Consider the following 22,295-nt stretch of genomic DNA (forward strand, 5'->3'; position numbering starts at 1 on the left):
CACAATGTCTGTGGATAACTGTGTGGAAAAGAGTGTGCGCCGACCCTCAAAAGCCCGATCCATGCGGTTTACCTTAAATTGCCTTTCTTCGTGGCAAGTTAAATAGTTCAATAAAATCAATGGTCTGTAAAAAAGGCGCAAACGATTGGTTAGTTACGACGAAAATCCGATCCGGATCGCGTTGGTGTGCATAAGTCAAGACTTGACAGGCAATTTTTCACCAGAGCATTGCGCAGACCCAATTGATTTCGCTTTCTCAAGCAATCGATAACGCGCGCCGATATTGGATGCCCTCTGCCACGTGAGCAGCGCTCGGCGCGTCTGTGCCCGCCAAATCCGCGATCGTGCGGATGACCTTCAGCACGCGATAGTGCGCGCGCGCCGACCAGCCGAATCGTTCGCCGGCGGCGCGCAGGAATGCTTCGCCGTGCGAGTCGAGACTGCAGACATCGTCGGCTTCGCGGCCATCGAGTTCGCGATTGGTTTTGCCTTGGCGACGCAGTTGGATGTCGCGCGCCACGGCCACGCGTTCTGCGACCATCGCGCTCGATTCGCCGCGCGGTGCATCGCGGGCGGATAACTCGGCGGGCGAGAGCGCAGGCAGTTCGATCTGCATATCGATGCGATCCATTAGCGGACCAGAGAGCTTGCGCAGATATCGCGTGGCGATGTCCGGTGAGCAGCGGCATCGGCCACTCGGATCGCCGTGCCAGCCGCACGGGCATGGGTTCATCGCCGCGATCAACTGGCAAGACGCGGGGAAATCGGCTTGCTGCGCGGCGCGCGAGATCGTGATGCGGCCCGCTTCGAGCGGCTCGCGCAGCGTTTCGAGCACTTTTCGATCGAACTCGGGAAGCTCATCGAGAAACAAAACGCCCAGATGCGCCAAGGTGATTTCGCCCGGTTGCGGCGGATTGCGCCCGCCGACCAGCGCCGCCGAACTCGACGAATGATGCGGCGCGCGGAACGGCCTTCGACGCCACTGCGCAGGCGTAAAGCCGATCGCGCTGGCCGAAAGAATCGCGGCGGAGGAAAGCGCTTCGTCGTCGGTCATCGGCGGCAAAAGTCCGGGCAAGCGCGATGCGAGCATGGACTTTCCCGCGCCGGGCGGACCCATCATCAGCAAGTGATGACCGCCCGCCGCCGCGACTTCGAGTGCGCGACGCGCCGCCGCCTGACCGATCACATCGGATAAATCGGGCGATGGCGCGCTCGTCGCAACGTCCAGCGTTTCGACGGCTTGCACCGGTCTGAGGCGCGCATCGGGCACGCCGTTCAGATGCGCGCAAAGCGATGGCAAATCCGCCGCGCCGAACACATCGATGCCCGGCACCAGCGCCGCTTCCGCTGCACTCGCCAGCGGCACGTAGACCTCGGGCACACGCGCGTCGGGCATCGACAAGAACTGGCGGGCTGCACCGCAGACCATTGCGAACGCGCCGCGCATGGGACGCAGCGCGCCCGTCAGCGACAACTCGCCCGCAAACTCCCGATGCTCCAGCGATTCAGCCGGAATCTGGCCGCTCGCCGCCAGAATGCCGAGCGCAATCGGCAAGTCGAATCGGCCAGTTTCTTTGGGCAGATCGGCAGGCGCGAGATTGACGGTGATACGACTGACGGGAAAATCGAAGCCGCAGTTCTGCAACGCGGCGCGCACGCGCTCACGGCTTTCGCGGACTTCGAGATCGGGCAATCCGACGATGGAAAACGACGGCAACCCGTTTGAGAGATGAACTTCGACGACAACTTCCGGCGCGCGCCCAGGGGCGGGCGCGCGGCTGCGCACCACGGCAAGCGACATGATTTCACCCGAATCGGCGCGACGGCCAAACTAGCCACGCGCCGGTAATAGAACTAGAACGTCACGGCTCGCTCGCCGAGGTTTCTACGCAAGAAGCGGAACGCTCAGTCTTGCGACTGCGACGAACCCGAGCCGGACGCGCCCAGCTTCTGCTCGAGCTGCGCAACGCGCTTTTCCAGCTCTTCCAGCCGCGCACGCGTGCGTACGAGGACTTGCGTCTGCGTATCGAATTCTTCGCGCGTGACCAGATCGAGCTTGGAAAAGCCCTGCGCGAGCATCGCCTTCATATTCTTTTCGACGTCTTTAGCCGGCGAATTCTGGAAAAACTCGCTCATTTTCTGCTGCAGATCGTTGAAAACGTCGTTGGGCTGTTTCATCGTTGCTCCCTTCTTGCACAAATTTAGTGCGTTCATTGTTAGGTCAGTGCCCCGAATTATCGAATGATCGATTTTGGTGCGTAACGAAAGACTGTCTGCGCACTTCGAAGCACCTTTCAGGCGTCGCGATTTTAAGCTCGCGCCGCCCTGGCGATTTCCGCCCTTGCCCCTTTTTGCGGGACTCGGCGACCACTCTAGCAACGAAGCCCAAGCCGCGCCAGCGGGCGGACCGGGCATTAGCCATTCGGCCGACCCTTTGCAGCCGAGTTTCACGAAATCCCGCAAACCCGCGAAAACATTAGCATGGCATACGAGTTGCATAAGAGGCGCGGACCAAATCTGCACGCTTCTCCGAGCGGCCCCGCAGAACGGACGAAGGATCTGAGACACCCACAGCGAGGGATACATGAAGCTCATTACCGCAATCATCAAGCCGTTCAAGCTCGACGAAGCGCGCGAAGCCTTATCGGCGATCGGCGTGTCGGGCATCACGGTGACCGAGGTGAAAGGCTTCGGCCGCCAGAAAGGTCACACGGAGCTTTATCGCGGCGCGGAATACGTCGTCGATTTCCTGCCGAAAGTGAAGATCGAAGCAGCCGTTTCGGACGATATCGTCGATCAGGCGATCGAGGCCGTGGAACGTGCCGCACGCACGGGCAAGATCGGCGACGGCAAGATTTTCGTCACCGCTATCGAGCAGGTCATTCGCATCCGCACCGGCGAGACCGGCGCCGACGCACTCTAACAACATCAATTTCGACGTAAGAAACAAGCGACAAGAGGAACCAGAAGAATGCGCAACTTTTTGATGTCACTGTTGGTGGCGGGCGCGCTGGTCGGCGCGAATGTCGGCACCGCTCTCGCCCAGGACGCGTCCGCTCCGGCCGCCGCCTCGGCACCCGCGGCCTCCGATTCCGCCGCAAGTGCACCGGCCAGCGCCAATACGGCGATGGCTTCATCGGCTGATGCAGCTTCGGCGGCGGCCGCCGCTTCGGGCGCATCCGATGCCGCACCCGCCGCACCGACCGAGCCGGTCATGGTCGATTCGTCCAAGATCAGCTCGGGCGATACCGCCTGGATGCTGACCTCCGTCGCACTCGTGCTGTTCATGACCATCCCCGGTCTGGCGCTGTTCTACGCCGGCATGGTCCGCAAGAAGAACGTGCTCGCCACCGTCATGCAGAGCTTCGCGATCTGCTGTCTGGTGACGATCCTCTGGACCGTGGTGGGCTACAGCATCGCGTTCACGCCGGGCGGGTCGTTTATCGGCGGCTTCTCGCGTGTGTTCCTGCACGGCATGGCCTATATCAAGGGCGACAAGGCGACCACGCTCACCGTCAGCCATCTGGCCACGACGATTCCCGAGTCGGTCTACTTCGCCTTCCAGCTCACGTTCGCGATCATCACTCCGGCGCTTATCACCGGCGCGTTCGCTGACCGCATGAAGTTCTCGGCGATGCTGGTGTTCATGGCGCTGTGGTCGCTGATCGTCTACTCGCCGATCGCGCACATGGTCTGGGAACCGACCGGCTGGCTGGCTTCTGCTGGCGTGCTCGACTTCGCAGGCGGCACGGTGGTTCACATCAACGCGGGTATCGCGGGTCTGATGTGCTGTCTGGTGCTCGGCAAGCGCGTCGGCTATGGCCGTGAAGTGATGGCCCCGCACAATCTCGTGCTCTCGCTGATCGGTGCATCGATGCTGTGGGTGGGCTGGTTCGGTTTCAACGCGGGTTCGGCAGTCGCAGCAGACGGCCGCGCCGGCTTCGCGATGCTTACCACGCAGATCGCAACCGCCTTCGCCGCTTTCGGCTGGATGTTCGCGGAGTGGATTTCGAAGGGCAAGCCTTCGGTGCTCGGCATCATCTCGGGCGCGGTGGCCGGTCTGGTGGCAGTGACGCCGGCTTCGGGCTTCGTCGGCGTGACGGGCGCGATCGTGATCGGCATCGTGGCGGGCGTGGTCTGCTTCTGGTCGGCCACGTGGCTCAAGCACAAGTTCGGCTACGACGATTCGCTCGACGCGTTCGGCGTGCACGGCGTGGGCGGTATCCTCGGCGCGCTGCTGACGGGCGTGTTCGCGGTGAAGGATATCGGTGGCTTCGACGGCAGCGTGCTGGTGCAGGCGAAGGGCGTGCTCGTGACGCTGGTGTACTCGGGCGTCGTCAGCTTCGTGCTGCTGAAGGTCATCGACATGGTCATGGGTCTGCGCGTCACGGAAGAAGAGGAGCGCGAAGGTCTGGACGTCACGCTGCACGGCGAGCACGTCGAATGATGAAACTGCCGCGTCGATCGATCGGCGCGGCGAGCAAGTTGCAGCACGCGGACCGGCACAGGTCCGCTGTTCACGGAACGAGCGCAGCGACTTGGCCCGCCTCAATGGCGGGTTTTTTTTCGTCCGTAGCGCGTGCGTCGTGGTTTCGTCCAACGTGTGCGGAAGCCAGGCCCGGAAACCCTTGGTAATCACCGGTTCATACCCAATTAGGCAAAGCAATTGCTCTACAATCTTTTCTCCCCCGATCGCGAGTAATCAATGGTCCCGCATTTAGTTACGGCGTTGAGTGGCCCGCTGCTCGATCTCGAGCGGAAAATTCTCGAAGCCACGCCCGCCATCGAGCGGTGGTTCCGGCTCGAATGGCAGGAGCACACGCCGCCGTTCTACTGTTCCGTCGATCTGCGTAACGCGGGGTCCAAACTCGCGCCCGTCGATACGAACCTGTTCCCCGGCGGCTTCAACAATCTGCCGCAGGAAGTGCTGCCGCTGGCCGTGCAGGCGGCGATGGCATCGATCGAAAAGATTTGTCCGGACGCGAAGAACCTGCTGGTCATTCCCGAACGGCATACGCGCAACGCGTTCTATCTGGAAAACGTCGCGCGCCTCGCGCTGATCATGCGTCAGGCGGGCTTGAACGTCCGTTTCGGCACGCTCGATGAAAACATCCATGGACCGGTGACCATTCCGCTCGCGGACGGCCAGAAGATCGTGCTGGAACCGCTGGAGCGTTCGCATCGGCGGCTCGGATTGAAGAATTTCGATCCGTGCTCGATCCTGCTGAACAACGATTTGTCGGCGGGCATTCCGCCCGTGCTCGAGAACCTGCACGAGCAATACATTCTTCCGCCGCTGCACGCGGGTTGGGCCGTGCGTCGCAAGTCCACGCATTTCTCCTGCTATGACGAGATCGCCAAGAAGTTCGCCAAGCTGGTCGAGATCGATCCGTGGATGGTGAATCCGTACTTCGCGCATGTCGAAGGCGTGGATTACGAAGCGCGCACCGGCGAGCAGGAATTGACCGATGCCATCGATGGCGTGCTGAAGAAGATCGCGAAGAAGTATCGCGAGTATGGAATCAGCGAGAAGCCGTATGTCGTCATCAAGGCGGATGCGGGCACGTATGGCAAGGGCGTCATGACCGTGCACGATGCCAGCGAAGTCGCCGCGCTCACCAAGCGCGAACGCACGAAGATGAACGACGCGAAGGAAGGGCTGGAAGTGCACGATGTGATCGTGCAGGAAGGCGTGCATACCTTCGAGCGCGTGGAGAACGCGACGGCCGAGCCAGTCGTGTACATGATCGATCGATACGTCGTCGGCGGTTTCTATCGCGTGCACGACTCGCGCGAACGCGATCAGAACCTCAACGCGCCCGGCATGCACTTCGTGCCGCTGGGCTTCGAACATACCGCGTTGCCGGACACGCACGCCAAACCCGGCGCGGCGCCGCCGAATCGCTTCTACATGTACGGCGTGGTGGCGCGGCTGGGGCTGCTGGCGGCATCGGTGGAACTGGAACGGACCGATCCGGAAGCCATTCAGGTGTGATCGCGCGGTCTGCGGTAAGCTCGCAACCCGCGCATCAACTAGCAAACGCACATGGACATCCTCTTCATCGCCGATCCTCTGGATCATTTCAAGATCTACAAGGACACCACCTACACGATGATGGCCGAAGCCTTCCGGCGCGGCCACACGCTCTACGCCTGCGAGCCGCATCATCTCGCGTGGACGGGCGGCGGCGTGGAGGCGAGCGCGCGGCGCATCACGATCGTCGGGGATCTGGCCAACAGCGATCGCTCGCCGTGGTACGCGGCCGAGCAAGCCGAGTACAAGAAACTCACCGATTTCGACGCCATTCTGATGCGCAAGGACCCGCCCTTCGACATGGAATACGTCAATTCGACGTGGCTGCTCGAAATGGCCGAACGCGCGGGCGCGAAAGTCTTCAACAAGCCGCAGGCAATCCGCGATCACTCCGAAAAGCTCGCCATCGCCGAATGGCCGCAATACGTCGTGCCGACGCTCGTCACGCGCGATGCAGCGCGTCTGCGAGCCTTCCACGCCGAACACGGCGATGTGATCCTGAAGCCGCTCGACGGCATGGGCGGCATGGGCGTGTTCCGCGTCAAGGCGGACGGCATGAACCTCGGTTCGATCGTCGAAATGTTGTCGGAGAATGGCGCGCGTTCGGTGATGGCCCAGCGCTTCATCCCCGAAATCGTCGATGGCGACAAGCGCATTCTGGTGATCGGCGGCCGTCCGGTGCCGTATTCGCTCGCGCGGATTCCGCAAGGCAGCGAAGTGCGCGGCAATCTCGCGGCGGGCGGTCTTGGGCGAGCGCAGCCGCTGTCGGCGCATGATCGCGAAATCGCCGAGACGCTCGGGCCGGTGCTTCAGTCGCGCGGTCTGCTGCTCGCGGGACTGGACGCGATCGGCGACTATCTCACCGAAGTGAACGTGACCAGCCCGACGTGCTTCCGTGAAATCATGGATCAGACCGGTTTCGATGTCGCCGGTATGTTCGTCGATGCGCTGGAACAAGCTGCCGGCAAGCACTGACGGAAACTGAAGCGCGCGCACAAAACGGTCGTGGCAGGGACTGTTACAATCGGTCTCGCGCTGCAACAAATAACAGGGCGCGAACACCTGCTTTCGCTTTCATCCGTGATTAAGAATCCGGGCGCAAGCTGAATTCAGGTCGGTTGAAAGTCTCGGGTTGAGAACCATCTGAGACTCATAAGGATATCGTCCCGCGCCGCTCGCGCGCTTTCGAGCGATCTTCGACATTTCTGTCGCTAGAGAGGCAGCAATCCTGACATGGCTGGCATTCTGATCATTGCGCATGCACCGCTCGCAACCGCGCTTCGCGACTGCATCGCACATATTTACGGCGGCTTGCCCGCGCGTATTGGTGTTATCGACGTGACGCCGGACTGCGATCCGGTCGAGGTGCGTGCGTTTGCGCGCTCCGAAATCGATCGTCTGAGGGAAGAGAACGGCGCAATCGTGCTGACCGACGTGTTCGGCGCCACGCCCGGCAATATTGCCGCGAGCCTGTACGACGCCAACGTGCGCGTACTCGCCGGCTGCAATCTTCCGATGCTCGTGCGCGCCGTGTGTTACCGCACCACGCCGCTCGACACGCTCACCGAAAAAATCCTGCAAGGCGGCACCAAGGGCATCCAGGAACTCGATTCATCGACGCCGCTCAATCCATGCGCGTTGGCCAACAAGGCGGCCAGTTCGCCCGATGCGGTCGCCGCCTGTCCGGTGACGCCGGAACTGGCCACTGCCAAGGCCGCCAGCCACTGACGTCGCTCAATTCTCAACTTGCCTGACCGGAGCATCATGCTGCAACAGGAAACAACGATCGTTAATAAGCTGGGGCTTCACGCACGCGCATCCGCGAAGCTCACGCAACTGGCAGGCAACTATCAATGCGAAATCTGGATGAGCCGCAACGGCCGCCGGATCAACGCGAAAAGCATCATGGGCGTGATGATGCTGGCGGCGGGTATCGGCAGCACGGTGACGATTGAGACCGAAGGTTCCGATGAAGCCGAGGCCATGCAGGCCATTCTCGCGCTGATCGCCGACAAGTTCGGAGAAGGGCAGTAAGCGCTTCGGTGTATCGTCAGTTTCCTGGAAAGCCGCGTTTCTACGCGGCTTTTTCATGTCCGGAGCAAATCCGACCCCGCCTTCCGCGACTCCGCAAACGTTCGAACTTATAATGATCGCGCGGCTTTCGGGGCCAACGCCGGCCGCGTAGAAATCGAATAAGGAGAAGCGCGTGTCCTTCACGCTGCACGGAATTCCCGTCTCACGCGGCATCGCCATCGGGCGCGCGTATCTGATCGCGCCGGCGGCGCTCGATGTCGCGCATTATCTGATCGAACCGGATCAGATCGACGCTGAAATCGCGCGTTTCCACGCTGCGCAGGCAACCGTGCTCGCCGAACTCGAAACGCTGCGCGAAGACCTCTCCGCCGACGCGCCCAGCGAAATGAGCGCGTTCATTAACGTTCATACGATGATCCTGAACGACGCCATGCTCGTGCAGGAAACCATCGATCTGATTCGTACGCGGCGCTACAACGTGGAATGGGCGCTGACCGAGCAGCTCGAAATTCTCGGCGGCTATTTCGATGAAATCGAAGACGAATATCTGCGCGAGCGCAAAGCGGACGTGGAGCAGGTCGTCGAGCGTTTGCTGAAGGCGCTGGCGGGCGCGCCGACGACCGCGTCCTTGGTGGCGCATACGGCCGCGAGCAACGGCCATAACGAGATGATTGTCGTCGCGCACGATATCGCGCCGGCCGACATGCTTCAGTTCAAGACGCAGGCGTTCAAGGGCTTTGTGACGGACCTCGGCGGTCGCACGTCGCATACGGCGATCGTCGCGCGCAGTCTCGGCATTCCGGCCACGGTCGGCGTGCAGCAGGCGAGCGTGCTGATCCGGCAGAACGATCTGATCATCGTCGATGGCGACCACGGGATCGTGATCGTCGATCCCGCGCCGATCGTGCTCGAAGAGTATTCGTATCGGCAGAGCGAAAAGCTGCTGGAACAGCGCAAGCTGCAACGCCTCAAGTTCTCGCCCACGCAAACGCTGTGCGGCACGAAGATCGAACTGTGCGCGAATATCGAATTGCCGGAAGATGCGCAAGTCGCCGTGGAAGCGGGCGCGATGGGCGTCGGCCTGTTCCGCACGGAATTCCTCTTCATGAACCACAAAGATCAGTTGCCCGAAGAAGAGGAGCAGTTCGAAGCATATAAGCGCGCGATCGAGCTGATGAACGGCAAGCCGGTGACCATCCGCACGATCGATGTCGGTGCGGACAAGCCGCTCGATTCCATGACCGCCGCCGATGGTTACGAAACCGCGCCGAACCCCGCGCTCGGTCTGCGCGCGATCCGCTGGAGCCTGTCCGAACCGCAGATGTTCATGACGCAACTGCGCGCGATTCTGCGCGCATCGGCGTTCGGTCCGACCAAGATTCTGATTCCGATGCTCGCGCACGCGCAGGAAATCGATCAGACGCTCGACTTGATTCAGGAAGCCAAGCGCCAATTGGACGATGCCGGTATCGCCTACGATCCGAAGGTGCAGGTCGGCGCGATGATCGAGATTCCGGCAGCGGCGATTGCCGTGCGGCTATTCCTGTCGCGTCTGGATTTTCTGTCGATCGGCACGAACGATTTGATCCAGTACACGCTGGCGATCGATCGCGCGGACAACGCCGTCGCGCATCTCTACGATCCGCTGCATCCCGCGGTGTTGAACCTGATCGCGTACACGTTGCGCGAGGCGAAGCGCGCGGGCGTGCCGGTTTCCGTATGCGGCGAAATGGCCGGCGATCCGACCGTCACGCGCTTGTTGCTCGGCCTCGGTCTGACCGAATTTTCGATGCACCCGAGCCAGTTGCTGGTCGTGAAGCAGGAGATTCTGCGCTCGAATCTGAAGGCGTTCGAAAAGCCCGTCGCGGATGTGCTCGCGGCTTACGAGCCGAACGAGTTGCAGGCCGCGCTGGCTGCGTTACAGAAGGTGTGAAGCGCAGATCGCGCAGTCTTTCTGCCGCGCGATCTTCATCGTGTTCCATTCCATGCGCAGCGAGTCGAGCATCATCAGGCGGCCCGCGAGCGTTTCGCCGAAGCCGCCGATCACGCGCAGCGCTTCGGCCGCCTGCATCGCACCGATGATGCCGACGGTCGGCGCAAACACGCCCATCGTCGAGCAGGCGATTTCTTCGAATTCCTGATCGGGCGGGAACACGCACGCGTAGCACGGCGATTCGGCGCTGCGGAAATCGAAGGTGCTGATTTGGCCGTCGAAACGCAGCGCAGCGCCGGAAACCAACGGCATTTTATGCGCGACGCACGCGGCGTTGATGGCATGACGCGTGGCGAAGTTATCGCTGCAATCGAGCACGACCGAGGCTTGCGGGACGTTTTCATCGAGCCATTTCGCGTCGGCGCGCCTGTTGACGGCTTCGACCACAACATCCGGATTCAACGCGTTCAACGTCGTCCGTGCCGATTCCACTTTCGGCTGACCGACCGATGAAGTCGCATGCACGATCTGTCGTTGCAGATTGGTGAGATCGACCACATCCGCATCGACCAGCGTGATCTTTCCGATGCCCGCCGCCGCAAGATACATCGCGGCAGGCGCGCCCAGACCGCCCGCGCCGATGATGATCGCGTGGGCATCGAGAAAGCGCTGCTGCGCTTCGATACCGATTTCATCGACGAGAATGTGGCGGGAATAGCGGAGAAGTTGGTCGTCGTTCATATCGTGATGCCAAAGAAAAAGGCTCCGCGACGATCAATCCGCGAAGCCTTCCGATACTACCGCGAAGCAGCGAAAACGCCTTACTTCGTCTGCGCAGTCGGCGATGAAGCCGGTTCCGCGCCCGAAGCCGGAGCCGAACCCGGCGTGGCAGGCAGCGCAGGCGCCGCAACCACCGGTGCCGATGCCGAACGCGCCGGCTTGTTCTGCGCCAGCTTGCGCTCCGCGTACGACTTCGACTCGACGACCGGCTTGCCTTCCAGCTTGTTCAAAGCCTGCTGGAGCATGAAGTCGTCGTTGGTGCCGAACTCGACCGGCTTGCGCTCGCGATCCTTGCGGCGCTGCTCGGGCGTCTTCTTGTCGTTCTGCTCTTCGAGAATCCGCAACTGTTCCAGGCGATCGGCTTCGCGCTGTTCCTGTTCCTTCTTCTCGTTCGGATCCTGCGTGTTGGCGAGGTGGTTGGAGTAATCCACTTCGCGCGTGACGAGTGCGTCGTCCGGATCGCCGTCGGCGTATTGATCGACCGGCACGTCGGGGCGCACGCCCTGGTTCTGAATCGACTTGCCGCTCGGCGTGTAGTAGTACGCCGTGGTCAGACGCAGCGCGGAATCCGCGGTCATCGGACGGACGGTCTGCACCGAGCCCTTGCCGAACGTCGTCTTGCCGACGATCAACGCGCGATGATGATCCTGCAATGCACCCGCCACAATCTCCGATGCCGACGCCGAGTAAGCGTTGGTCAGCACGACCATCGGCACCTTCTTGAAGATTTCCGGCACGCCCTTGAGCGGATCGGAGTCGAAAGACGGCAGGCGATAGTTGTCGTAGGTGTCGCGGAACGTCTGCTTCGCGTCCGCAATCTGGCCGTTCGTCGATACCACCACCGAGTTATCCGGCAGGAACGCGCCCGCCACACCGACCGCGCTTTGCAGCAGACCGCCGCCGTTGTTACGCAGGTCGAGCACGAGGCCCTTCAGATTCGGTTGCTGGCGCGCGAGGTCTTGCAGCTTCGACGCGAGATCCGGCACCGTGCGCTCCTGGAAGCTGGTGATGCGGATATAGCCGTAACCTGGCTCCGGCACCTTCATCTTCACCGACTGAACCTTGATCACGGCGCGCGTGACGGTCAGCGGGAAGGTGCGGTCGTCGCTCTTGCGGAAGATGGTCAGCGTGACCTTGGTGCCCGGCTCGCCGCGCATCTGCTTGACGGCCTTGTCGAGCGTCATGCCGCGAACCGGCTTGTCGTTGATGCGCGTGATCAGATCGCCCGGACGGATACCGGCGCGGAACGCGGGCGTGTCTTCAATCGGCGAAATGACTTTGATCAGGCCGTCTTCGGAAGAAATTTCAATACCGAGACCCGCAAAGCGGCCCTTGGTTTGCTCTTGCAGTTCTTCGTAATCGGTCTTGTCGAGATACGACGAGTGCGGATCGAGGCTCGACACCATGCCTTTGATGGCGGCGGTGAGGAGCTTTTTATCATCGACCGGTTCGACGTATTCGTGTTTGATTTGCCCGAAGACTTCAGCGAACAGCCGTAGCTGGTCTAGCGGCAACGGCGTTGAGGCGGCTTGCTGTGCGGATGCGGAAATCTGCAAGGTAGCGAGTGCGCCGGCAGCAACGCCTGCGGCGACCAGGCCGAAGTTTTTCAGGTTCTTTCGCATAGAGTGGTGCGGTCGGAATCGAATGGACGGCATCGTAGGTGACGGGCCAGTATAACCGTTCACCTTAATTGGCGACTTAAACGCAACTTAAATGCCTGAGCAATTCACGCCCGGCAATGTCCGTTTCTGTCGATATCGACGGCATGGCGTCAGGCGAGCGCCACTTGGCGCAATCGCCTGACGCATTGCCCGACTGCGGGCAATCATTCAGCAGCGAGATCAGCCTGCTTTGCCTTGCTTGGCGACGGCGGCTTGCGCAGCCGCGATTGCATCGGCATCGCCCAGATAGTAGTGCTTGATGGGCTTGAGGTTCTCGTCCAGTTCATAGACGAGCGGCACGCCGTTCGGGATATTCAGACCGACGATATCGGCGTCCGAAATATCGTCGAGATACTTGACCAGCGCGCGGATGGAGTTGCCATGCGCCGAAATCACGACCTGTTTGCCCGCCTTGATGGCCGGCGCGATCGATTCGTTCCAGATGGGCAGCACGCGCGCGACCGTGTCTTTCAGGCATTCGGTCAGCGGCAACTGCTCGCGCGGCACCTTGGCGTAACGCGGGTCGTTGAAGGACGCGCGTTCGTCCGACGGGTCGAGCGAGGGCGGCGGCGTGTCGTAGCTGCGGCGCCAGACGAGAACCTGATCGTCGCCGTACTTCTTGGCGGTTTCGGCCTTGTTGAGACCGGCGAGCGCGCCGTAATGGCGTTCGTTCAGACGCCACGAATGCACGACCGGAATGTACATCTGGTCCATTTCGTCCTGAACGTGCCAGAGCGTGCGGATGGCGCGCTTGAGCACGGACGTGTAGGCGATGTCGAATGCGTAGCCGGCTTCCTTCAGCAGCACGCCTGCCTGGCGCGCTTCGCGGTTGCCTTGCTCGGTGAGGTCGACATCGACCCAGCCGGTGAACCGGTTTTCCTTGTTCCACGTCGATTCGCCGTGGCGGATGAGCACGAGCTTGTACATGATTGATAGGTCGGTCAGTTGGAAAGCATTGCACGCCGAAAGACGCCCTGGAATCCTGCCAATATCTGCGGAGCGTCGCAATCGGCCGAATGGCCTAGGCCATCGCGGGAAACGGTTATTTTATAATGTTGCGATTGTTCTCATTTCCCTTTTCTCCCTTCCCTCTACATTTCGGCGGCTCTCGACGTGAAGTTTTTCACTGAATACACGAATATCGCGCTCATCGTCATTGCGCTCGTTTCCGGCTTTCTGCTCCTGTGGCCGGCCATTACGCGGCGCGGCGGGCGCGGCGGCGTCACCGCTGCCGAGGCCACGACGCTCATCAATCGCCGCAATGCCGTGGTGATCGACCTTCGTCCCGCCGCGGAATTCGCGACGGGTCACTTGCCGCAGGCGCGCAATATCGAGCCGGCGGAGCTTCAAGCAAAAATCGGCCAGATCGCCAAGAATAAGGGCAATCCGGTCGTGCTCGTATGCCAGACCGGTCAACAGTCGCAGCGCGCCAGCCGCACCGTGACCGAAGCGGGCTACGCCGAGGTTCACGTTTTGCAGGGCGGAGTCGATGCCTGGCAAAAGGCAGGTATGCCGGTCGTGAAACAAGGAGCAGTCAAGTGAAAAAGGTTTTGATGTACAGCACGCAAGTGTGCCCGTATTGCCAGATGGCCGAACGTCTACTAAAGTCGCGCGGGGTCGAATCGATCGAAAAGGTCTTGATCGACCGTGAACCGGGGCGTCGCGAGGAAATGATGTCGCGCACCGGCCGCCGCACCGTGCCGCAGGTTTATATCGGCGAGACGCATGTGGGCGGTTATGACGATCTTTCGGCTCTCGACCGCCAGGGCGGTCTCGTGCCGCTGCTCGAGTCGGCCTGAAATGCAATGGCTGCCCGGCCGGAAACCGGGCGGCAGAACCGAATCACCTAGGAAATCATTATGTCCGACGAGAACAACCAGCCGTTTTTCAATATTCAGCGCATTTACCTGAAGGATATGTCGCTCGAGCAGCCGAACTCGCCGGCCATCTTCCTCGAACAGGAAATGCCGTCGGTCGAAGTCGAAGTCGATGTGAAGGCCGAGCGTCTGGCTGAGAGCGTCTTCGAAGTGCTGGTCACGGGCACGGTCACGGCGAAGGTCAACGACAAGGTCGCTTTCCTGATCGAAGCCAAGCAAGCAGGCATTTTCGACATCCGCAATATCCCGGCTGAACAGATCGACCCGCTCGTCGGCATTGCATGCCCGACCATTCTGTTCCCGTATCTCCGTTCGAATATTGCCGATGCGATCACGCGCGCCGGCTTCCCGCCGATCCACCTCGCCGAAATCAACTTCCAGGCGCTGTACGAACAGCGTCTCGCGCAGTTGTCGGGCGCGCAGGAAGGCGCGGCGAACGGCGCGACGCACTGAGCGTCGATAACCGTCTGACTCTGCCAATCCGGAGCCGAGCATGAAAGTAGCCGTTCTCGGCGCCGGCGCGTGGGGCACCGCTTTGGCGGGGCACCTCGCGACGCGGCACGACACGTTGCTCTGGGCGCGCGATGGCGCGCTCATCGAATCTCTTTCCCGTACGCACGAAAACACGCGCTATTTGCCGGGCGTTGCGCTGCCGCGCGCGCTTTCGTTCGATGCGGATCTCTCGCACGCTTTGAGCCACGCCGCTGCTGACGATGCCCTCTGCGTCGTTGCCACGCCGGTCGCGGGCTTGCGCGCGCTGTGCCGCACCATGCGCGATGCGGGCATCGTTCCCGCGCATATCGTCTGGTTGTGCAAAGGCTTCGAAGCCGATACGCAATGCTTGCCGAACGAAGTTGTCGCCGCCGAATTGCCGATGCATCGCAGCAACGGCACGTTGTCGGGTCCGAGCTTCGCACGCGAAGTGGGGCAGGGTTTGCCGGTGGCGTTGACGGTGGCGAGTGCATCGGCGGAACTGGGTGTGCGGACCGTCGCCGCGTTCCATCACGGCGCAATGCGTATCTATACCGGCGATGACGTTATCGGCGTGGAAGTGGGCGGCGCGGTGAAGAACGTGCTCGCGATTGCCACCGGCATTTCCGATGGCCTCGGCCTCGGTCTCAACGCACGCGCCGCGCTTATCACGCGGGGTCTCGCGGAAATGTCGCGCCTCGGCGTGGCGCTCGGTGGACGCGCGGAGACGTTCACCGGCTTGACCGGTTTAGGCGATCTGATTCTCACCGCGACGGGCGATCTCTCGCGCAATCGCACGGTTGGCGTTCAGCTCGCCAGCGGCCGCACACTCGATGAAATTCTCGCCGCGCTCGGCCACGTCGCGGAAGGCGTGCGATGCGCGCGCGCCGTGCTTGGTCTCGCGCAATCGCGCGGTATCGAAATGCCGATCACGCAGGCCGTTTGCCGCGTGCTATTCGACCAAGTCGCACCGCGCGATGCCGTGCAGGCGCTGCTCAGCCGCGACGCAAAAGCCGAGTGAGCCTTTAAGCGCCGCCGTCGAAGCCCGCCTGACGCCACGCTTCGAACGTCACGATCGCCACCGTATTCGACAGATTCAGACTGCGATTGCCCGGACGCATGGGCAATCGCACGCGCTGCTCATTCGGAAAGCGATCGAGCAGTTCTGTCGATAAACCGCGCGTTTCCGCGCCGAACACGAACCAGTCGCCGGGCTTGAACGCGTGATCGAAGAAGGGCGACGACCCGCGCGTGGTGAACGCGAACATGCGGCTCGCGTCCGGCGCTTCCCTGGCAAGAAACGCGTCCCAGTCTGCATGCACGTTCATTTCGGCGTACTCGTGGTAATCGAGTCCGGCGCGGCGCAACTTGGCGTCGTCGAGCGGAAAGCCGAGCGGTTCGATCAGATGCAGACGCGCGCCGGTGTTCGCACACAGGCGAATGACGTTGCCGGTGTTCGGCGGAATTTCGGGCTCGACGAGTACGACGTTGAACATAATTAGGACGTTGTGACGGTTAATCCTGAGGCGTACGCAGCGCCACGAAATTCGTGACGCGTCGCGCGCCCGCGAGCTTGAGCGTGCGCGCAAGGGCATCGAGTGTAGCGCCTGACGTCATCACATCATCGACGATGCCGATGTGTTTGCCGCGCACATCCTCAGTCACTTGAAACGCGTTGGCGACGTTGCGGCGGCGCGTATCGATATCGAGCTTCGATTGCGGCGCGGTATGCGTCACGCGTTTGACCAGCGTCGCATTTGCGCGCGTGCCGAGCAAACGCGCAAGCGGACGCGCAATTGTCCACGCCTGGTTGTATCCGCGCGCAATCAGCCGTTTGGACGATAACGGTACGGGCGCGATGACATCGGGCATCGGCAAATTGCTGTCTTCGAACAAGGTGTGCAGATGCCGCGCGAACTCCGCGCCCGCTGCCAGTCGTCCGCGAAATTTCAACTCCACCGCCAGCAAATCGAGCGGCGCGCGATAGTCGGCGAGCGCGAGCGTGTCGTTGAATGCGGGCGGATTCTCGAGACACGCGGTGCAGTGCAAGCGCACATCGTCGCGATCGCGCCGCGTGTATTCCGTGCGCAGCGGCAACGCACACGTCGCGCAGCGCAGACGCGGCTCGTTCCAGTACTGCGCATCGCAGCCAGCGCACAACACACCATGCGACACATTGCCGCACAACGCACACTGACCAGGCAGCGCGATGTCGAAGGCGCGCTTCAGCATCGCCGCGAGATCGCGTCCGCGCGCGCCGAACGGTAAAGAGATGCTCACGCCTTTCATGTGCTTCGAGAGTCCCGCTGAAGTGATGATGCCAGGCCTCGAATCCGCACCTTTACGCCGTGAATAAAGCTGTTTTCGCGTCGTATCGGCCGGTTACAGAGGCTTATTTCGAGACGACCGAGTATACTTCGCACTCTCCGCGAAAAACCGCCATGTCTTCCACGTCCCCCAAAACTAGCCGACCGGCCTATGATCCGCGCCGCCTGCGCGAGATCTTCGACCGTCGTGCGGCCGACTTCAACGAGGTCGCGTTTCTGCCGCGCGAAATCGCGTCGCGGATGCGGGAGCGGCTGGAGTACATCAAGGTCGCGCCCACGCGCGTGCTCGATGCAGCATGCGGCGCAGGCTCCGATCTCAGCGGTCTGCGCGAGCGATTCACCGAAGCATCCGTGCTCGGCGTCGATATTTCGTCCGCCATGCTCAAGCGCGCGAGCCTAGCCGATTCGGCCGATGCCGAAAGCACCACAGGCTGGAAACGCTTCCTCCCATCGACGCTCGCGAAAGCCTTCGGCGCGCGCGGCCCGCAACTCGCGCAGGCGGATTTCTCGGCGCTGCCGTTTGCATCGGAAGCGTTCGAATTGCTGTGGTCGAATCTCGCGCTGCACTGGCACGCCAGCCCCGACGCAGTGTTCCCCGAATGGCAGCGCGTGCTCAAAGTAAACGGCCTGCTGATGTTCAGCACCTTCGGTCCCGATACGCTGCGTGAACTCGCCGCCGCGTACCGCGAAGCCGAACGCACGCTCGGTCTCGCGCCGCATCCCCACACGATCGACTTCGTCGATATGCATGATCTCGGTGACATGCTGGTGGAAAGCGGCTTCGAAATTCCGGTGATGGATCAGGAAGTCATCACCATCACGTATAAGTCTCCCGAATCTTTGTTGAAGGACGTCACGCGCTGGGGCGCGTACCCGTTCGAGCGCGCGACGCCCGCGCACGCCGCCGACGCGCAAGCCTTGCGTGGCGCGGTTCACGAGAAGCTCGACGCGCTGCGTCGTGAAGACGGCACTATCCCGCTGACGTTCGAAGTGATTTACGGCCACGCATGGAAAGCGGTGCCGCGCATGACGGCCGAAGGGCACGGCATCGTCCGGCTGGAGGATATTGGCCGGGGCCCGAAACGGAATCGCTGAAAGGTTTCGTGCAAGGCCGAAAGAGGGCGATTGTTATGTCAGAGATTTCCGCTTAAAAGTCGCCCGAAAAGGTGCGTCAAATCGGCGCAGAAGCTTGTGGCATATGGGTTTGCGCTGTTATGCCCCTTGCTTGTGGATGCAAACCATCCCGCCTATAATGCGTCAGTTTGTCGCCCGAACTGACACAAATTTGGGCAAAATCCGAGCGAAATTGTGAGGATTGGTGGAGGCTGTGATGCAAGTGAGCCAGACGCTGACAGATTCTGAGCCGCTCATCAAAGACTGGTTGATGAAGCGGAATTGCTCGGTCTCGCCACGGCAATTCGTGGGGTTTTATCTGTCGTTGGCGCTGGTTTCGGCTGTGATCGCAACTTTGCTGTTTCTGAACGGCGCCTGGCTGGTGCTGCCGTTCACCGGAATCGAGCTGACCGTGGTCGGCGTCGCGTTCGTGATCTACGCGCGGCATGCCGTCGACTTCGAGCGAATCCGGCTGTATCAAAACCGGTTGTTGATCGAGCAGATGAACGCCGAAGAATTGACGCAGTTCGAGTTCAATCCGCGCTGGGTGCGGGTCGAAACGGGCGCGACACCGAGAGAACCGCTCACGATCGTATCGCGCGGGCAATCGGTGAAAATCGGACAACACCTTGCACAGCATCGTCGCAAACAGTTTGCTGCCGAGTTGCAGGCGTCGCTCAGACGCCTTTGAGAGGAGCCGGCAGCCTGCACGATGTCCACGGGGGTCGAGGGATTGAATGGAAATTTTGGGTAAGGATGCTATGAAAACAATCAAGCGAGCCCTCTCGGGCGTGCTGGCGGCGGGCGCAATGCTCAACGCCGGTGTCGCCCTTGCGGCCAGTGACGTTCCTGGCGGTCCCGCTGTCAACGAGATCAACTTCCAGCCGCCCGTGACGAAGATCGCCGAGGAGCTCTACGGCCTCCATATCTTCATGCTCATCATCTGTACCGTCATTTTCCTGGGCGTGTTCGGGGTGATGTTCTATTCGCTGGTCAAGCATCGCAAGTCGAAGGGTTTCAAGCCCGCCAATTTCCATGAGAGCACCACGGTCGAAATCATCTGGACGATCGTGCCGTTCATCATCGTCATTCTGATGGCGCTGCCGGCCACGCGCGCCGTGGTCGCCATGAAGGACACCAGCAACGCCGATCTCACCGTGAAGGTCACGGGTTATCAGTGGAAGTGGGGCTACGACTACGTGAAGGGTCCGGGCGAAGGCATCAACTTTCTCTCGACGCTGACCACGCCGCGTAGCGAAACCAACGGCCAGAAGCCGATCTCCGAGTTGTATCTGCAGGAAGTGGACAACCCGCTGGTCGTGCCGGTCGACAAGAAGGTTCGCATCATAACCACCGCGAACGACGTCGTGCACTCGTGGTACGTGCCCGCGTTCGGCGTGAAGCAGGATGCGATTCCCGGCTTCGTGCGCGACACGTGGTTCAAGGCGGAGAAGGTCGGGACGTATCGCGGCTTCTGTACGGAACTGTGCGGCAAGGAGCACGCGTACATGCCGGTCGTCGTCGAAGTCTTGTCCGCCGATGACTACGCGAAGTGGGTCGATGCCCAGAAGCAGAAAATGGCGGCATCGACGGACGATCCGCTCAAGACTTACACCATGCCCGAACTGATGGCGCGCGGCGAGAAGGTCTACAACTCGAATTGCGCGGTCTGCCACCAGCCGACCGGCAAGGGCGGTGGCCCGTTCCCGGCTATCGACGGTTCGAAGATCGCGAGCGGTTCCATCGCCGATCACCTGAGCCTCGTGCTGCACGGCAAGGGCGCAATGCCCGCGTGGCAAGGCGTGCTGAACGATGTCGAGATCGCGTCTGTCGTGACGTTCGAGCGCAATCACTGGAGCAACCACACGGGCGACATGCTTCAGCCGAAGCAAGTCATCGATGCTCGCGCCGGAAAGATGCCGGCAGGCGGCGCGCCTGCGGGCGCGGCGGCGGAAGCGCCTGCATCGGCTCCGGCTGCCGAAGCCAGTGCGCCGGCAGCGGCAGCATCGGCTCCGGCAGCGGCCGAAGCAACGCTGCCCGCCAGCGTCTACTTCGAAACAGGCAAAGACGCCATGCCCGCCGATGCCAACACCGCAGTTCAAGCCGCAGCCGCATATGTGAAAGCCCACCCGGACGCGAAACTCGCGCTGTCGGGCTTCACAGATGCGACCGGCAACGCCGACCTGAACGCCGATCTCGCCAAGCGCCGCGCGCAAGCCGTGCGCGACGCGCTGAAGGCAGCAGGCGTTCCGGAAGACCATATCGTGCTGAAGAAGCCCGAGTCCGTCACGGGCGGCACGGATGCGAAGGAAGCACGCCGCGTCGAAATCAGTCCGGCTGCTTGACATGACTCACCCGCGCTCTTCATTCGCTGATATCGGGCAACTGAAGAGCAGGGTGGGAAAGCCAAGTGCCTCGAGTATTGCTTTAGGAGATCATTGTCATGTCTAGCATCGGACACGATGTACACGCGGGTCACGACCACGCGCACGACGACCACGCGCACGAGTTGCCGACAGGTTGGCGCCGGTGGCTGTTCGCCACCAACCACAAGGACATCGGTACGCTGTACCTGTTGTTCTCGTTCATCATGTTCCTGTCCGGCGGCGTCATGGCGCTGGGCATTCGCGCCGAGTTGTTCGAGCCGGGTCTGCAGATCATGCGCCCCGAGTTCTTTAATCAGCTCACCACCATGCACGGCCTGATCATGGTGTTCGGCGCGATCATGCCGGCCTTCGTCGGCTTCGCGAACTGGATGGTGCCGCTGCAGGTCGGCGCATCGGACATGGCGTTCGCGCGCATGAACAACTTCAGCTTCTGGCTGCTGCCGGTGGCGGCGTGTCTGCTGGTCGGCTCGTTCTTCGTGCCGGGCGGCGCGACGGCTGCGGGCTGGACGCTCTACGCACCGCTTTCCACGCAGATGGGCCCGGGCATGGACTTCGCGATTTTCGCGGTCCACTTGATGGGTGCATCGTCGATCATGGGCGGTATCAATATCGTCGTGACGATTCTGAACATGCGCGCGCCCGGCATGACGCTGATGAAGATGCCGATGTTCGCGTGGACGTGGCTAATCACCGCGTACCTGCTGATCGCCGTGATGCCGGTTCTGGCAGGCGCGATCACCATGGTGCTGTTCGATCGCCACTTCGGCACGTCGTTCTTCAACGCAGCGGGCGGCGGCGATCCGGTCATGTACCAGCATATCTTCTGGTTCTTCGGTCACCCCGAGGTGTACATCATGATCTTGCCGGCGTTCGGGATCGTGTCGCAGGTGATTCCGGCGTTCTCGCGCAAGCCGCTGTTCGGCTATAGCTCGATGGTGTACGCAACCGCATCGATCGCGATTCTCTCGTTCATGGTGTGGGCGCACCACATGTTCGCGACCGGCATGCCGGTGACGGGCCAGCTGTTCTTCATGTACGCGACCATGCTGATCGCGGTGCCGACGGGCGTGAAGGTGTTCAACTGGGTGGCCACGATGTGGCGCGGCGCGATCAGCTTCGAAACGCCGATGCTGTTCGCCATCGGCTTCCTGTTCGTGTTTACGATGGGCGGCTTCACCGGCCTGATCCTTTCGATGGCCCCGCTCGATATCCAGATGCACGGCACTTATTACGTGGTGGCGCACTTCCACTACGTGCTGGTGGCGGGTTCGCTGTTCGCGCTGTTCTCCGGGTGGTACTACTGGGCGCCGAAGTGGACCGGCTGGATGTACAACGAAATGCGCGGGAAGATTCACTTCTGGGCGTCGATGATCTTCTTCAACATCACGTTCTTCCCGATGCACTTCCTGGGTCTCGCAGGCATGCCGCGTCGTTATGCGGACTACCCGGCGCAGTTCACGGACTTCAACCAGATCGCGACCATCGGCGCGTTCGGTTTTGGTCTGGCGCAGGTGTACTTCCTGTTCGCGGTGGCGCTGCCGACGTATCGCGGTGGCGGCGAGCTTGAGAAGGCGAGCGACAAGCCGTGGGATGGCGCAGAAGGTCTCGAATGGACCGTGCCGAGCCCGGCGCCGTTCCATACCTTCGAAAATCCGCCGACGGTTGAGTAATTGTTGAT

Annotated in this window: 22 protein-coding genes; 15 read left to right on the forward strand and 7 right to left on the reverse strand. The window is 61.5% G+C overall.

Features of this window, described 5'->3' with window-relative positions:
• Positions 1 to 256: 256 nt before the first annotated feature.
• Both P7F28_RS32460 and P7F28_RS32465 read right to left on the reverse strand, forming a co-directional pair.
• Positions 257 to 1,801 (reverse strand): YifB family Mg chelatase-like AAA ATPase, encoded by a 1,545-nt coding sequence (locus P7F28_RS32460; RefSeq protein WP_277189381.1) that lies wholly within the window; start codon positions 1,799 to 1,801, stop codon positions 257 to 259.
• Positions 1,802 to 1,905: 104 nt separating this feature from the next.
• Positions 1,906 to 2,178, reverse strand: a complete 273-nt coding sequence (locus P7F28_RS32465) for an accessory factor UbiK family protein (RefSeq protein ID WP_277189382.1) — start codon at positions 2,176 to 2,178, stop codon at positions 1,906 to 1,908.
• A 406-nt stretch (positions 2,179 to 2,584) separates the two neighbouring features.
• Here P7F28_RS32465 and P7F28_RS32470 point away from each other — a divergent pair, with 406 nt between their 5' ends.
• From P7F28_RS32470 to ptsP, 7 genes are all read left to right on the forward strand, one after another.
• Positions 2,585 to 2,923, forward strand: a complete 339-nt coding sequence (locus P7F28_RS32470; protein WP_014190273.1) for a P-II family nitrogen regulator — start codon at positions 2,585 to 2,587, stop codon at positions 2,921 to 2,923.
• Positions 2,924 to 2,971: 48 nt separating this feature from the next.
• Positions 2,972 to 4,447 carry an ammonium transporter gene (locus P7F28_RS32475; protein WP_277189386.1) on the forward strand — a complete coding sequence of 492 codons (1,476 nt, stop codon included), beginning with the start codon at positions 2,972 to 2,974 and terminating at the stop codon, positions 4,445 to 4,447.
• Positions 4,448 to 4,705: 258 nt separating this feature from the next.
• Positions 4,706 to 5,995 carry a glutamate--cysteine ligase gene (gene gshA, locus P7F28_RS32480; protein WP_277189387.1) on the forward strand — a complete coding sequence of 430 codons (1,290 nt, stop codon included), beginning with the start codon at positions 4,706 to 4,708 and terminating at the stop codon, positions 5,993 to 5,995.
• 51 nt (positions 5,996 to 6,046) lie between these two features.
• A complete protein-coding gene (gene gshB / locus P7F28_RS32485; RefSeq protein WP_277189388.1) occupies positions 6,047 to 7,009 on the forward strand; it encodes a glutathione synthase in 963 nt (320 codons plus the stop codon).
• A gap of 258 nt (positions 7,010 to 7,267) precedes the next feature.
• Positions 7,268 to 7,762, forward strand: coding sequence for a PTS sugar transporter subunit IIA (locus P7F28_RS32490; protein WP_277189389.1), 495 nt, complete (start codon positions 7,268 to 7,270; stop codon positions 7,760 to 7,762).
• A 36-nt stretch (positions 7,763 to 7,798) separates the two neighbouring features.
• On the forward strand, positions 7,799 to 8,068 hold the full coding sequence (locus P7F28_RS32495; RefSeq protein WP_277189390.1) for an HPr family phosphocarrier protein: 270 nt from the start codon (positions 7,799 to 7,801) through the stop codon (positions 8,066 to 8,068).
• Between the two features lie 172 nt (positions 8,069 to 8,240).
• Positions 8,241 to 10,001: a phosphoenolpyruvate--protein phosphotransferase gene (ptsP, locus tag P7F28_RS32500; protein ID WP_277189392.1), complete on the forward strand. Its 1,761-nt coding sequence runs from the start codon at positions 8,241 to 8,243 to the stop codon at positions 9,999 to 10,001.
• Here ptsP and P7F28_RS32505 read toward each other — a convergent pair.
• From P7F28_RS32505 to gpmA, 3 genes are all read right to left on the reverse strand, one after another.
• A complete protein-coding gene (locus P7F28_RS32505) occupies positions 9,987 to 10,742 on the reverse strand; it encodes a molybdopterin-synthase adenylyltransferase MoeB (protein WP_277189393.1) in 756 nt (251 codons plus the stop codon). The two genes, ptsP and P7F28_RS32505, sit on opposite strands and share 15 nt — an antisense overlap.
• A gap of 80 nt (positions 10,743 to 10,822) precedes the next feature.
• A complete protein-coding gene (locus P7F28_RS32510; protein WP_277189394.1) occupies positions 10,823 to 12,403 on the reverse strand; it encodes a S41 family peptidase in 1,581 nt (526 codons plus the stop codon).
• A gap of 219 nt (positions 12,404 to 12,622) precedes the next feature.
• A complete protein-coding gene (gene gpmA / locus P7F28_RS32515; RefSeq protein WP_277189395.1) occupies positions 12,623 to 13,369 on the reverse strand; it encodes a 2,3-diphosphoglycerate-dependent phosphoglycerate mutase in 747 nt (248 codons plus the stop codon).
• Positions 13,370 to 13,555: 186 nt separating this feature from the next.
• On the opposite strand from gpmA, the gene P7F28_RS32520 reads away from it, so the two are divergent.
• From P7F28_RS32520 to P7F28_RS32535, 4 genes are read left to right on the forward strand one after another with little or no spacing between them, the layout of a single operon-like run.
• Entirely contained in the window at positions 13,556 to 13,984 is a 429-nt protein-coding gene (locus P7F28_RS32520) for a rhodanese-like domain-containing protein (RefSeq protein WP_277189397.1), read from the forward strand.
• Entirely contained in the window at positions 13,981 to 14,241 is a 261-nt protein-coding gene (gene grxC, locus P7F28_RS32525) for a glutaredoxin 3 (protein ID WP_277189398.1), read from the forward strand. Before P7F28_RS32520 ends, grxC begins: the two co-directional genes overlap by 4 nt.
• 60 nt (positions 14,242 to 14,301) lie before the next feature.
• Positions 14,302 to 14,772: a protein-export chaperone SecB gene (gene secB, locus P7F28_RS32530; RefSeq protein ID WP_277189399.1), complete on the forward strand. Its 471-nt coding sequence runs from the start codon at positions 14,302 to 14,304 to the stop codon at positions 14,770 to 14,772.
• A gap of 40 nt (positions 14,773 to 14,812) precedes the next feature.
• Positions 14,813 to 15,811, forward strand: a complete 999-nt coding sequence (locus tag P7F28_RS32535; RefSeq protein ID WP_277189400.1) for an NAD(P)H-dependent glycerol-3-phosphate dehydrogenase — start codon at positions 14,813 to 14,815, stop codon at positions 15,809 to 15,811.
• A gap of 4 nt (positions 15,812 to 15,815) precedes the next feature.
• Here the strand turns inward: P7F28_RS32535 and trmL are convergent, their stop codons facing one another.
• Both trmL and P7F28_RS32545 read right to left on the reverse strand, forming a co-directional pair.
• Positions 15,816 to 16,286, reverse strand: a complete 471-nt coding sequence (gene trmL, locus P7F28_RS32540; protein WP_277189401.1) for a tRNA (uridine(34)/cytosine(34)/5-carboxymethylaminomethyluridine(34)-2'-O)-methyltransferase TrmL — start codon at positions 16,284 to 16,286, stop codon at positions 15,816 to 15,818.
• A 19-nt stretch (positions 16,287 to 16,305) separates the two neighbouring features.
• On the reverse strand, positions 16,306 to 17,079 hold the full coding sequence (locus P7F28_RS32545) for a phosphoribosyltransferase family protein (protein WP_370467453.1): 774 nt from the start codon (positions 17,077 to 17,079) through the stop codon (positions 16,306 to 16,308).
• A gap of 152 nt (positions 17,080 to 17,231) precedes the next feature.
• On the opposite strand from P7F28_RS32545, the gene P7F28_RS32550 reads away from it, so the two are divergent.
• The 4 genes from P7F28_RS32550 to ctaD all read left to right on the forward strand — a co-directional run bounded on the left by P7F28_RS32550 (position 17,232) and on the right by ctaD (position 22,287).
• A complete protein-coding gene (locus P7F28_RS32550; RefSeq protein WP_277189402.1) occupies positions 17,232 to 18,212 on the forward strand; it encodes a methyltransferase domain-containing protein in 981 nt (326 codons plus the stop codon).
• Positions 18,213 to 18,447: 235 nt separating this feature from the next.
• Positions 18,448 to 18,921: a DUF2244 domain-containing protein gene (locus P7F28_RS32555; RefSeq protein ID WP_277189403.1), complete on the forward strand. Its 474-nt coding sequence runs from the start codon at positions 18,448 to 18,450 to the stop codon at positions 18,919 to 18,921.
• 46 nt (positions 18,922 to 18,967) lie between these two features.
• Positions 18,968 to 20,575 (forward strand): cytochrome c oxidase subunit II, encoded by a 1,608-nt coding sequence (coxB, locus tag P7F28_RS32560; protein ID WP_277189405.1) that lies wholly within the window; start codon positions 18,968 to 18,970, stop codon positions 20,573 to 20,575.
• A 98-nt stretch (positions 20,576 to 20,673) separates the two neighbouring features.
• A complete protein-coding gene (ctaD, locus tag P7F28_RS32565) occupies positions 20,674 to 22,287 on the forward strand; it encodes a cytochrome c oxidase subunit I (protein ID WP_277189406.1) in 1,614 nt (537 codons plus the stop codon).
• Positions 22,288 to 22,295 lie beyond the last annotated feature (8 nt).

Origin of the sequence: Caballeronia sp. BR00000012568055 (genome assembly GCF_029439455.1) — a bacterium.
Lineage (GTDB): Bacteria > Pseudomonadota > Gammaproteobacteria > Burkholderiales > Burkholderiaceae > Caballeronia.